This is a genomic window from Agromyces sp. Y575 (genome assembly GCF_059445445.1).
On record NZ_JCAIUI010000003.1, the window covers coordinates 273587 to 285486 of the forward strand.

Genomic DNA, 11900 nt, shown 5'->3' on the forward strand with positions numbered 1-11900 from the left:
GAAGCAGGACCGGAGACTCAGTCGGCACCGCCGAGGCGGCGAACCGCCGCGTCCTGATGGGCGAGGCGCCGGAGGGCGAGCAGCACCGGTTCGTAGAGTGCGGTGCCGAGCACGGTGTACTCGACGGCTGCGTGGGGCTCCGGAGGCATCCGCTCGAGATCGTACTCGGCGAGTTCGGCGGCGGTTCGCCCGTATCGGGCGAGTCGTTCGGGCGTGATCGGCATACCGGCGTCTTCTGCCGCGGCGAGTGCGCCTTCGAGTTGGGCGACGGCGGCGAAGTCGGGATCATAGACCTGCCCGAGGGTTTCGAGCGCGGCGCGGGCGCGCGGGTACGGGTCGGACGCCTCGGCCGGTTCGGCGCCCGGTGGGGGGAGTGCGCCGACGGCTTGGCCGAGTGTCGTGTAGAGGTCGTCGCCGGGGTGGTCGACGAGTTGGAGCACCGTGCGCGCCTGCTGCACGCTGAGCCCGACGGGCCCGGTGAGGGCCCGCACGAGCCGCAGTCGGCGCACGTGGCTCTCGTCGTAGCTCGCCTGGGTAGCCGAGCTCGCGGCGCCGGCGTGCAGGAGGCCTTCGCGCAGGTAGTACTTGACGGTCGCGACGGGCAGACCGGCTTCGGCCGCGAGTGCTGAGATGCGCATCAGATGAGCTCCTTGCATTGGATAGTGCAACTCTCTAATATTGGCGAGTACAACTATCCAATCATGAACCAACCCCGAAGGAAGGACCGGCCATGCCGTCCGCAGACAACCTCATCCTCATCGGCATTCTCCTGCTCGCCCTCGTCACCGTCGAGAGCGGCGGCTACTTCCTCACCAAAGTGCTGCGCGGAAACGTGCCCGCCAATCGACTGCAGCTGAGCTTCTTCCGGGCCGGCCATGCGCACGCGGCCGTGCTGCTCGTGCTCTCGGTCGCGATCCTCGCGGTCATCTCGTACGCCGCGCTCGACGGCTTCTGGATGTGGCTCGCCCGCGTCGGCGTGCCGGTCGCCGCGATCCTCATGCCGGCCGGGTTCTTCCTCTCGGTGCTCGGCCGCGACCCCGAGAAGCCGAACCGACTCATCGTCCTGCTCTGGATCGGCGTCCTCTCGCTCACCGCGGCGCTGATCACCGCGGGCATCGGCCTGATCGCCGGTGGCATCGCTGCACTCTGAACCTTTCGAGTTGCCCAACTCTGTACAAAGTCGGGCGACTCGGCGAGCGGATGTCGCTGCAGGCGTTGCGCCGCGGCATCCGCTCGCGCGCACGATGCGGGTTCGGCGCGACAGGCGTAGCGTCGGTGCATGGCCATTCCGCAGCGCTTCTCCCTCGTCACGCTTGGCGTCGCCGACGTCGAGACCGCCGCGGCGTTCTACCAGAGGATCGGCTGGCGCGAAGCCCCGTCATCGGTCGCCGGCGAGGTCGCGTTCTTCGCGACGCCGGGCGGAGTGCTCGCGCTCTGGGAGACCGTCGAGCTCGCGAAGGATGCCGCGCTGCCGACGATGCACGCGCACGCACCCGGGTTCCGCGCGGTAGCGCTCGCCATCAACCTCGCCTCCCGCGAAGAGGTCGACGACGCGCTCGGCGACTGGGTGCTGGCGGGCGGATCGATCGCGAAAGCGCCGGTCGTGACCGAGTGGGGTGGCTACAGCGGATACGTCGCCGACCCCGACGGCAATCTCTGGGAGCTCGCGCACAACCCGTCCTGGCCGCTCGACGAGCGCGGTCTCCCGGTGCTGGACCGGGCGTAGGGCGAGCAGCCGACGGCCGGTCGGGGGCACCTCGGGCGCCAACTAGACTGGAATCCGTGAATTCAGAGGAAACCGTCGATGTCGTGCTGATCGGTGGCGGCATCATGAGCGCCACGCTCGGCTCCCTGCTCTCGCAACTCCAACCCGACTGGTCGATCCGCGTGTACGAGCGCCTCGGCGAGGTCGCGCAGGAGTCGTCGAACGCGTGGAACAACGCGGGTACCGGCCACGCGGCCCTCTGCGAGCTCAACTACATGCCCGAGAACCCCGACGGCACGGTCAGTGCCGACAAGGCCGTCTCGATCAACGAGCAGTTCCAGGTGAGCCGCCAGTACTGGTCGTACCTCGTGCAGCACGGCGCGCTGCCCGAGCCGCACAATTTCATCAACTCGGCGCCGCACATGACGTTCGTCAAGGGCAAAGCCAACATCGAGTACCTCAAGAAGCGCGTCGCCGCCCTGCAAGACCAGCCGCTCTTCCCCGACGTCGAGTACACCGAAGACCTCGAGCGCATCGCCGAGTGGACCCCGCTCCTCGCCAAGAAGCGCAACCCCAAGGCCCGCGTCGCAGCGACTCGCATCGTGGCGGGCACCGACGTCGACTTCGGCGCACTCACGACGTCGCTGCTGCGAGACATCGAGCAGCGCGGTGCAGAGGTGGCGACGAACCACCAGGTCACCTCGCTCAAGCGCAAGAGCGACGGCACGTGGAAGATCCGGCTGCGCCACCTCGTCGGCAACACGCCGAAGACGGTGAACGCGCGGTTCGTCTTCGTCGGTGCCGGCGGAGGTGCGCTCGCACTGCTGCAGCACTCGGGCATCCCTGAGATCAAGGGTTTCGGCGGGTTCCCGATCTCGGGCCAGTTCTTCCGCACGACGAACCCCAAGCTCGTCGCACAGCATCAGGCGAAGGTCTACGGCAAGGCCGCGAAGGGTGCGCCGCCGATGTCGGTGCCGCACCTCGACACCCGCGTCGTCGACGGCGAGACCGCACTGCTCTTCGGGCCCTACGCCGGGTTCACGCCGAAGTTCCTGAAGACCTCGACCTGGTTCGACCTGCCGTTCTCGATCCGTCTGCACAACATCGGCCCGATGCTCCAAGTGGCGTTCAAGAACTTCGACCTCGTGACGTACCTCGTCTCCGAGCTGCTCGCCTCGCGCGACAAGAAGCTCGCAGCGCTGCGGGAGTTCATGCCGACGGCCAAGAGCGAGGACTGGGAGCTCATCACCGCCGGCCAACGCGTGCAGGTCATGAAGAAAGACCCTGAGAAGGGCGGCATCCTGCAGTTCGGCACCGAGATCATCACGGGCGCAGATGGCACGATCGCCGGTCTGCTCGGTGCCTCTCCGGGTGCGTCGACTGCGGCTCCGATCATGCTCGACGTGCTCGCTCGCTGCTTCCCCGACCGCATGGCGGCATGGGAGCCGAAGCTGCGAGAGATGATCCCGAGCTACGGCACCAAGCTCTCGACCGATCCGGCGGTCGCGTCGGCCACGCTCGCAGAGACCGCGAAGGTGCTGGGCCTCGCGGCCTGAGACTGTCCCCTTTGCTTTTGCGGTGACGTCTGGTACCGTCATATCCGCTATGAAGTGAGTACACACCATCGTCCCGCGCCTGAGGCGCCGTTGACATGGGTGTGCCCACGGTTCTGATCACACCGTGCTGATCGCGACAGCATCTGCGAGCACCCATCGACGGCAATGCCCGGCGGGGCTTCTCTCCGCTCCCGGGCGGTCGTCGGCGCCGCGCGCGCGCTCCGCCAGTTCGGTGCATCGTTCGAACGGACGTGCGCCGCGGCATCCGTCGACCGCTCGGGGGCATTCCCGCAAAGGGCGTACCCATGGCTGTATTCGTCACCCATTCCCACTATCTCCGCGTCGACGGGCTCTCGGTCTCGTACCCCGATCGACGTGTGTTCACCGACCTCGGCTTCGCCGTCGCGCCGGCTCAACGACTCGGCCTGATCGGCGAGAACGGCGCCGGCAAGTCCACGCTGCTCCGGCTGCTGGCCGGCGATTTCGAGCGAGCGGATGCCGCGGCATCCGCTTCATCGAACGTCGCGACCTCGGGTCGCATCACGCGTCCGCACCGCACCGGTCTGCTCTCGCAGGAGCTGGCGTTCGACCCGCAGGATCGCGTCGGCGGGGTGCTCGAAGCGGCCCTCGCCGAGGTGCGTGCCATCGAGCGCGAGCTCGACGACGCAGCGGCGGCGCTCGCCGTCGATGGCTCCGGCGCCTCGGCGCGGTACTCGGCGGCGCTCGACGCGGCCGAACGCGCCGACGTCTGGAGTGCTGACGCTCGCCGCGACGAACTCCTCGACGGGCTCGGCGTCGGCACGCTCGGTCTCGACCGTCGCATCGACGAGCTCTCGGGCGGTCAGCGGTCGCGCTTCGCGCTCGCCGCGCTGCTCCTCAGCGCGCCCGACGCACTGCTGCTCGATGAGCCGACGAACCACCTCGACGACGACGCCGCGACGTTCCTCGAGGATCGGCTGCGCGCCTGGCGCGGGCCGGTCGTGTTCGCCAGTCACGATCGGGAGTTCCTTGATCGTGCGGCCACCGGCCTGCTCGACCTCGACCCTGGGCGGGCAGGGGCGCTCGCGCTCGCCGGCTCGGGTGCCGACGCGAGTCGAGGCGGCACGGCTGCGGGCGCCTCGCGCGAGGAGTCGCTCGCGGCATCTGGCGGCACGGTCTTCGGCGGGAGCTTCTCGGAGTTCCTCACCGTCAAGGGGGAGGAGCGGGTGCGCTGGCTGCGTCAGTACGACGACGAGCAGGCGGAGCTGCGGCGGCTCCGCGGCGACGTCGCGGGCGCATCGCGTCGCGTCGCCCATGGTCGAGCGGCGACCGACAACGACAAGTTCATCCGCCATTTCAAGGGCGAGAACGTCGATCAGGCCGTGTCTCGCAGGGTGCGCAATACCGAGCTCCGGCTCGCAACGCTCGAGCGTGAGCAGGTGCGGAAGCCGCCGGCGCCGCTCGCGTTCGCCGGCATCCCGTCGGGTTCGCACGCACTCGAAGCGGCGGCCGGCCTGCTGGTGCAGGTCACGGATGTCGCCGTCGACGGCCGGCTCGCGCTCGACGCGCTGCAGGTGGCGCCGCTCACGAGGCTGCTCGTGACCGGTGCGAACGGCGCGGGCAAGTCGACGCTCCTGAACGTGCTCGCGGGTACCCAGCGTGTCGACCGGGGCGTCGTGCACCGGCGCAAAGGGCTTCGCGTGCAGTTGCTCGAACAGGATGTGCGATTCGCCGACCCGGAGGCCTCGCCCCGTGGTCTCTACGAACGCGTGCTCGGCGAGCGCCGCGCCGAGCAGGTGCCGCTCGGAGGGCTCGGCCTCATCGCGCCGCGAGACGAGTCGCGCCCGATCGGGTCGCTCTCGGTGGGGCAGCAGCGCCGGCTCGCGCTCGCGCTCGTGATCGCCCGGCCGCCGCACGTGTTCCTGCTCGACGAGCCGACGAACCACCTCTCGCTCGCTCTGGCCACCGATCTCGAGGAGGCGCTCGGCGCCTACCCCGGTGCGGTCGTCATCGCGAGCCACGATCGGTGGCTGCGACGCCGTTGGTCTGGAGAGACGCTGCAGCTCGCCGCGGGCCGCGCGGCCGAGCTCATCGCCCCAGCCCTCGCGAGTTCGTAGGACGAACGCCGCAGGGTCGCGCCGCGAACGTCGCACTGTTCGTAGGACGAACGTCGCAATGTAGGACAGGTCGGTTCGTGAATGACCTACAAAGGCGCCATCGTCCTACAAACTGCTCGCGCTGGGGGAGCGGATGCCGCAGAGCGAGCGGATGCCGCGGTGCGAGCGGATGCCGCGGTGTGCACGCCGCGCCGAGGCATCCGCTTGCTTCTCATTCGAACATGTGTTCGAATGTCCGTATGCGGTGGAGTGGACAGGAATTGGGCGTCGAGCAGGTCGGCGCGTTGCCGGGCCTCGCCAAGCTCAACAATCTCGTGCGCTCGGTGCAGACCCCCGACTTCGCCGGGGTCACCTTTCACGAGATACTCGCGAAGTCGGCCCTCAATCGCGTGCCCGGCCAATCGTCGATGCCGTTCGGCTGGACCATCAACCCCTATCGGGGCTGCACACATGCATGCGCCTATTGCCTGCACCCCGACACGGTGATCACGCTCGCCGATGGTCGCCAGAAGTCGCTTTCGACGGTCGAGATCGGTGATGAGGTGATGGGTACGAAGATCGTCGGCGCGTACCGAAGGTATGCACCGTCGAAGGTGTTGGCGAAGTGGTCGACGCGCAAGCTCGCCTACCGTGTGCGCCTTGCCGACGGCACGACCCTCGTCGCGAGCGGAGATCACCGGTTCCTGACTGATCGTGGGTGGAAGCACGTCACCGGAGCGATGTCAGGGCCGGGGCAGCGTCCGTATCTCACGACATCGAATTCGCTCATCGGGTTCGGCGACCGGGGCTTGCGCAGTTCCTCATCGGTCTCCTCCCTGGAATACATGCGGGGATACCTGACCGGAATGGTGCGGGGTGATGCGATGATGCTTCGCCGGCGCTACCCGAGAGCCAAGGGCGGAACCTATCTCGCGAGTCGCTTCCGTCTGGCGCTCGCCGATACTGAAGCGCTCGACCGATCGCGTGAGTACCTGAGCAGAATGGGCGTGGTGACCTCGACGTTCGCGTTCGCTCCGGCGACCGCGACGAGACGTGCGATAGCAGCCATCCGCACCAGCCGGGCGGCGGACTTCGATGCGATCTCGTCGCTGGTCGACTGGCCGACTGAACCCGATCTCGAATGGTCGGCGGGATTCCTCGGGGGCATCTTCGATGCCGAGGGCTCGTGCGCGCGGGGCATCCTGCGTATCAGCAACTCGGATGATTCGATCCTCGTGGCCATCGAACGAGCCCTGTCGGTGTTCGAGATTCCGTTCGTCCGCGAGTCGGCGAGATCGAACGGCGGCGCGAACATCCGCGTTCGCGGAGGACTCTCAGCACGAAACGCGTTCTTCGCGGTCTCACAGCCGGCCATTACCCGTAAGCTCGCGCTCACTGGGGCGACGGTGAAAACGATCGCCGACCTCCGCGTGGTGTCAATCGAGCCGCTCGGCGAGATCATCGACATGCTCGACATCACGACGTCGACCGGCGACTTCGTCGCGAACGGAGTTGTCAGTCACAACTGTTTCGCTCGGCCGACGCACGAGTACCTCGACCTCGATGCGGGCGACGACTTCGACCGGCAGATCATCGTGAAGGTCAACGTCGACGAGGTGCTTCGCGCCGACCTCGCGAAGCCGTCGTGGCGGCACGAGCCCGTGGCACTCGGCACCAACACCGACCCCTACCAGCGGGCCGAAGGGCGCTACTCGCTCATGCCCGGCATCATCGACGCGCTCGCCTCGAGCGGCACGCCCTTCAGCATCCTCACGAAAGGCACGCTGCTACGCCGCGATCTGCCGCTCCTCGTCGAAGCGGCCGAGCACGTGCCCGTCGATCTCGCGATGTCGATCGCGATCTACGATCACGAGTTGCAGCAATCGGTGGAGCCGGGTACGCCGAGCGCGAAGGCGAGACTTGCGACGGTCACCGCCGTGCGCGAGGCAGGTCTCGACTGTTCCGTCTTCCTCATGCCGATCCTGCCGTACCTCACCGACACCAAGACCCACCTCGACGAGGCACTACGCCAGGTGAAGGCTGCGGGGGGCACGAGTGTGCTCTACACGGCGTTGCATCTTCGCGGCACGGTCAAGCCCTGGTTCATGCAGTGGCTTGAGCGAGCCCACCCCGAACTCGTGCCGAAGTACCGCTCGATGTACTACGGCAACAACGCCTACGCGCCGAAGGCGTATCGGCAGTGGCTCGGCGAGCGCATTCGACCGCTGATCAGGGCGCATGGGCTCGAGCACGGGCGTGAAGACCCCGTGACCGGGGGCGTGCGGTCGTCGGCGCTCGGGCGTGTCGTGGGCGGCGTTCAACGGGCCGGTGATGTGCGTCGCGGAGCCATCTCGCGGGGTGAACTGCCCGACATGCTCGGGTCGCCGCCCGATCCATCGGCATTGTTCTGATCGCGTCGTCCGCGCGGATGGCCTCGAAACTGGGATAATCCGCAGAAGCCCGAACATCGCTGTTCGCCGGGCGGGTAGAGCGGAGGATCAGGATGACCCTGGGGTTGCCAGGACACCTTGCGCGAGATTCGCTGAGTCGGGCGCTCGCGAATGCCGGTCATTGCGCCGCATTCACGTGCCTCGGCATCGCCACGATCCTCGGCGTCGTCATGGCGACCATCGGCCGTGAATCCGAGGGATGGACGGCCGCTGCGCTCGTGTTCGTCATGATCGTGCTGCTCGCCCTCGTCGTGCGGTATCCCACGGTCATCTTCACCGTCATCTATCTCGTCATCGGTACCGGTGTCGTCTTCGCGCTGACCGTGATCGTCATGGAGCCGGGTGGTGAATTCACGACGACGAACAACGCGGTGCTCGCCCTGCCCCGGGTCGCGCTGCTCCTCGTCGGCGGCGCGGGCAGCGGCTCGGTGATCGCGCTCACGTGGGCGACCCTCGGCTACGGACTCGGTGAGGCGGCCGCGTTCCTCGGGGTCGCTCTCATCGGCGGCACGTACGCTCCGAGTGCCTCGGCCGGGCTCGCGTTCGGCTTGGTCGTCGTCGTGCGAGTGTTCGACGGTGTCACCCGCCGGCTCGACATGCGTCGGGAGACCGGGCTGCACCGGGCGAGTCAGCAGACTCGGGAGCTCTCGATCCGGCACGACTACGAGCTCCGTGCCACCGCCCGTCTGCATGACACCGCGCTCAGCCATCTCGTGGCGATTGCGGCGGACGGATCGGGCCCGGTCGACGAACGCCTGCGCGTGGGCATCCGTCAAGACCTCGGTCTCATCGTCGGCCGTGATTGGGCGATCGACCATGCGATGGCCCTTGCCGGTACCGCGCCGGCAGAGCTCGCGGGGGTCGGGCTCGGTCGTCAGCAGCCCTCGGACGACTCGCCGGCCGCAGCGGTCGGCGCGGCCGGGGCCGGCGGCGCGCAAGGTTGGAGCGGCGGCAGTCCGGAAGCAGGCGGACGGCCCAGCGCACGGCGTTCGAGACAGCGCAGCGGCCGCAACGCGGCATCCATCGACCCCCGCGCGCCGACCGAAGAGACCGCACCTTCGCTCGGCCACGCATTCTCTTCCGCCGCGAACGCAGGCCTCGAGGTGCGGGTCACCGGTGACTTCGCGGTGCTCGGCACCCTCGGACCGCGGCGCGTGGCGGCCCTCGACGCAGCGGTGGCGCAATGCCTCATCAACGTCGCCCGCCACGCCGGCGTCTCGCAGGCCGAGCTCGCCCTGGGCCTCGGCGGTGGCGAGGTGACGGTCGCGGTGATGGACAGCGGCGTCGGCTTCGACGAGGCCGAGGTGCCACCCGACCGCATCGGATTGCGCACCTCGATTCGCGCTCGAATCGAGCAGGAGCATGGCACGGTGCGCCTGTGGTCGACGAAAGGCATCGGCACGACCATCGTGTTGACCGTGCCCGAGGGCGGCGAATGAGCGGGCGCATGCGACTCACGCAACAAGAGGCCGATCCGATCGGGGCGATCGCCGCGTCACCGATCGTGACGATCGGTGCGCTGCTCGCGTTCGCACTGGCGGGCTCGTTGACGTGGTGGCACTGGGACGAGGTCGGTTCGCCGGTCGCCGCGATCGTCGCGCTCGTGCTCGTGGCCGGCGCCGGCACGGCGGCTGCAGTTTCCGCATCACCGGCACGAGCGCCGTTCACCGCCGAGCGGCTGTGGCTCGTCGTGACCCTGTCGGTCGGCGCGGCAATCGCCGAATATGTGAGCACCATCGGCAACAACCGGTATCTCTACGACGACTTCGGGCCGGCGGTGATCGGCATGCTGATCCTCGCGCTCGCCCCGTTCTGCACATGGGTGTCATCGGCGCTCGCCGGGGTGCTGTCAGCGGTCGTGCTCTCGATCCTCGTCGTGGGCGCGTCGGCGTACACGGCATCGGATGCCCCGTTGGCGGCGCTCATCGCGGTGAGCTCGGCCCCGGTGCTGGCGATGTCGGCCGCGGCTGCCGGGTACTCCTACGGCATCATCGCGGAGACCCTGGCCTGGCAGCGCGAGGCGAACCGGGCGGCGCTGCAACGCGATGCGGAGTTGCGCGCGGGCATCGCCAGGTCGGTGCGGCAGAGCCCCGTCTCGGTGCTGGGCCGAGAAGTGCTGCCCTTCCTCGCCGGGGTCATGACGGCCGAACGCATCTCGGTGGCCGATGCCGACCGGGCGCGCGAGCTCGCGGAGGCACTGCGCCGGGCGCTCCGAGCAGGCATCGAGTCGACCTGGCTCGACGATCTCGCCGCCGATGTGCGGTTGAACCGCGGGGTCGACACGATCATCGACGACCCCACCGGTGTCGCCGGCGACCTCCGGGCCGACCAGCGTTCGGCGCTCACGGCCCTCATCTCGTGGATCGGCGACGCGGGTCGCTCCCGGCACATCAGGGCCTCGTTCTCGAATGACGGCGAGCATGGTGAGCGCGGACGCATCCGCCTCGTCACCGAGGTCGGGACGTCGCCGCCGACACGGCGCGAGCTCGACCGGTTCGTCGCGGTGGCACGTGCCGTCGCATTGCGAGCGGAATCGAGCCTGACGCGAGAGAATGTGACGGTGGAGTTGAGCTATGACATCGAGTGAGCCGCGACTGATGCCGATCCGCTGCGCGGCGGCAGACAGGTCGTTCGAGTAGATGGCGAAACTGTACTTCCGCTACGGCGCGATGAACTCCGGCAAGTCGACGGCGCTGCTCCAGGCCGCGTTCAACTATGAAGAGCGCGGCCATCAGGTGCTGCTCACGAAGCCGGCGATCGACACGAAGGGCGACCGCGACATCGTGTCGCGCCTCGGTGTGGTGCGCGAGGTCGATTTCACGATCGCGCCCGGCACGAACGTGCTCGACCTGTTCCAGTTGCATCGCAACCGGGTCGTCGAGGAGCACGGGCGCGACGTGAGCTGCCTCCTCGTCGACGAGGCGCAGTTCCTGAACTCCGAACAGGTCGACGATCTGTTGCGCATCGCCCTCATCGGCGGCGTGCCGGTGCTGGCCTACGGCATCCGCACCGACTTCCAGACGGTTGCGTTTCCCGGCAGCCGCCGGCTGCTCGAGGTGGCGCACAGTCTCGAAGAGCTGAAGACCATCTGCCGATGCGGTCGCAAGGCGATCTTCAACGCCCGGCTCATCGACGGCCGGTTCGTCTTCGACGGCGACCAGGTCGCGATCGACGCTTCGACGGGCCTCAGCGCAAGTGGCGTTCAAGCGGTCACCTACGAGTCGCTCTGCGGAGTCTGCTATCTCGAAGAGAGCGGCGGGGTGCTGAACGGGCGCCACCACTGATGCTCGCTTGAGACGTGAGCGCGCCTCAGCCTATATTGCTCACGAGTGTGACGATCAGCACGCTGTTGTAGACCACGTGCCCGATGACTGCTCCACCGAGGCGACCGGTCAGCACGGTGAGAAGACCCGCGCCGAGGCCGAGCACGAACGGGCCGCTGAACGTGACGACCGCCGTACCCGCGGTCATGGCGGCTCCGTCGAACAGGTGGAGCAGTGCGAAGACGGCGGCCGATACGACGACGGCGACGGATACCGCGATCCGTCGCGGTGCTGCAGTGCCTCCGGCGCCTCCGGCGGTGCTCGCAGACCGCTCGAGTGCTCGCAGCGCGAGCCCGCGGAAGAAGAGCTCCTCGACGATCGGGCCGATGAGGATCGGCGCGACCAGTACGCCGAAGACGAACGCGAACCCGGTCGGCGGCTCGAGCACCGACCCGGCGAATGACGTCCGCCCCACCGCGGCGAGCTCGATGAGACTCGTCACTCCGCGGACGAGCAGACCGAGTCCGATGCCCCACACCAGGTCGAGCCAGGTGAACCGCAGCCCGAAGTCGCGCACCAGCGAGCGGCTGCCGCGAACATAGCTCGCAACGAGCAACGTGCCGAACAGGGGGAGCCAGATCGCGAGATACGCGCCGAGGACCTGCATGCCCTCGGCGATCACGACTGTGCGGGTCAACCACGTCCACCCGGAACCGAGCGCGAGGGCGAGCAGCACGCCGATCGCGACATCCGTGACGCCCCAGCGAGACTCGGTGGCCGGATGCGTGGCATTCCGGCCTTCCCGCACGGTAGTTTGGGGATCGACCACGCTGCACAGCGTAGCCCTCGGG

10 protein-coding genes are annotated in these 11900 nt (G+C 68.3%); 8 read left to right on the plus strand and 2 right to left on the minus strand.

Annotation, left to right across the window (positions count from 1 at the left end):
* Positions 1–17: 17 nt before the first annotated feature.
* Entirely contained in the window at positions 18–638 is a 621-nt protein-coding gene (locus AC1C2U_RS13415) for a MerR family transcriptional regulator (RefSeq protein ID WP_495362263.1), read from the minus strand.
* A gap of 92 nt (positions 639–730) precedes the next feature.
* Between AC1C2U_RS13415 and AC1C2U_RS13420 the strand changes: the two genes are divergently transcribed.
* The 8 genes from AC1C2U_RS13420 (at position 731) to AC1C2U_RS13455 (ending at position 11070) form a co-directional block, all read left to right on the plus strand.
* A complete protein-coding gene (locus tag AC1C2U_RS13420; protein WP_495362264.1) occupies positions 731–1150 on the plus strand; it encodes a hypothetical protein in 420 nt (139 codons plus the stop codon).
* Between the two features lie 129 nt (positions 1151–1279).
* A complete protein-coding gene (locus AC1C2U_RS13425; protein ID WP_495362265.1) occupies positions 1280–1726 on the plus strand; it encodes a VOC family protein in 447 nt (148 codons plus the stop codon).
* A gap of 56 nt (positions 1727–1782) precedes the next feature.
* Positions 1783–3261, plus strand: coding sequence for a malate:quinone oxidoreductase (locus AC1C2U_RS13430; RefSeq protein WP_495362266.1), 1479 nt, complete (start codon positions 1783–1785; stop codon positions 3259–3261).
* Positions 3262–3566: 305 nt separating this feature from the next.
* The gene (locus AC1C2U_RS13435) at positions 3567–5357 is read left to right on the plus strand and encodes an ATP-binding cassette domain-containing protein (RefSeq protein WP_495362267.1); all 1791 of its coding nucleotides are present in this window, start codon (positions 3567–3569) and stop codon (positions 5355–5357) included.
* Between the two features lie 239 nt (positions 5358–5596).
* Positions 5597–7747 (plus strand): intein-containing Rv2578c family radical SAM protein, encoded by a 2151-nt coding sequence (locus AC1C2U_RS13440; protein WP_495362268.1) that lies wholly within the window; start codon positions 5597–5599, stop codon positions 7745–7747.
* Positions 7748–7839: 92 nt separating this feature from the next.
* Complete coding sequence (locus AC1C2U_RS13445; protein WP_495362269.1) at positions 7840–9225, plus strand: sensor histidine kinase; 1386 nt, start codon at positions 7840–7842, stop codon at positions 9223–9225.
* Positions 9226–9233: 8 nt separating this feature from the next.
* A complete protein-coding gene (locus AC1C2U_RS13450) occupies positions 9234–10373 on the plus strand; it encodes a hypothetical protein (RefSeq protein WP_495362270.1) in 1140 nt (379 codons plus the stop codon).
* 52 nt (positions 10374–10425) lie between these two features.
* The gene (locus AC1C2U_RS13455) at positions 10426–11070 is read left to right on the plus strand and encodes a thymidine kinase (RefSeq protein ID WP_495362271.1); all 645 of its coding nucleotides are present in this window, start codon (positions 10426–10428) and stop codon (positions 11068–11070) included.
* Positions 11071–11095: 25 nt separating this feature from the next.
* Here the strand turns inward: AC1C2U_RS13455 and AC1C2U_RS13460 are convergent, their stop codons facing one another.
* Positions 11096–11878, minus strand: coding sequence for a CPBP family glutamic-type intramembrane protease (locus tag AC1C2U_RS13460; RefSeq protein ID WP_495362272.1), 783 nt, complete (start codon positions 11876–11878; stop codon positions 11096–11098).
* Positions 11879–11900: the final 22 nt, after the last annotated feature.

What these genes read in the sequence shown, in the direction of transcription:
- AC1C2U_RS13415 (WP_495362263.1), bottom strand. Translation starts at nt 638, where the DNA reads ATGCGCATCTCAGCACTCGCGGCCGAAGCCGGTCTGCCCGTCGCGACC.
- AC1C2U_RS13420 (WP_495362264.1), top strand. Translation starts at nt 731, where the DNA reads ATGCCGTCCGCAGACAACCTCATCCTCATCGGCATTCTCCTGCTCGCC.
- AC1C2U_RS13425 (WP_495362265.1), top strand. Translation starts at nt 1,280, where the DNA reads ATGGCCATTCCGCAGCGCTTCTCCCTCGTCACGCTTGGCGTCGCCGAC.
- AC1C2U_RS13435 (WP_495362267.1), top strand. Translation starts at nt 3,567, where the DNA reads ATGGCTGTATTCGTCACCCATTCCCACTATCTCCGCGTCGACGGGCTC.
- AC1C2U_RS13440 (WP_495362268.1), top strand. Translation starts at nt 5,597, where the DNA reads ATGCGGTGGAGTGGACAGGAATTGGGCGTCGAGCAGGTCGGCGCGTTG.
- AC1C2U_RS13445 (WP_495362269.1), top strand. Translation starts at nt 7,840, where the DNA reads ATGACCCTGGGGTTGCCAGGACACCTTGCGCGAGATTCGCTGAGTCGG.
- AC1C2U_RS13450 (WP_495362270.1), top strand. Translation starts at nt 9,234, where the DNA reads ATGCGACTCACGCAACAAGAGGCCGATCCGATCGGGGCGATCGCCGCG.
- AC1C2U_RS13455 (WP_495362271.1), top strand. Translation starts at nt 10,426, where the DNA reads ATGGCGAAACTGTACTTCCGCTACGGCGCGATGAACTCCGGCAAGTCG.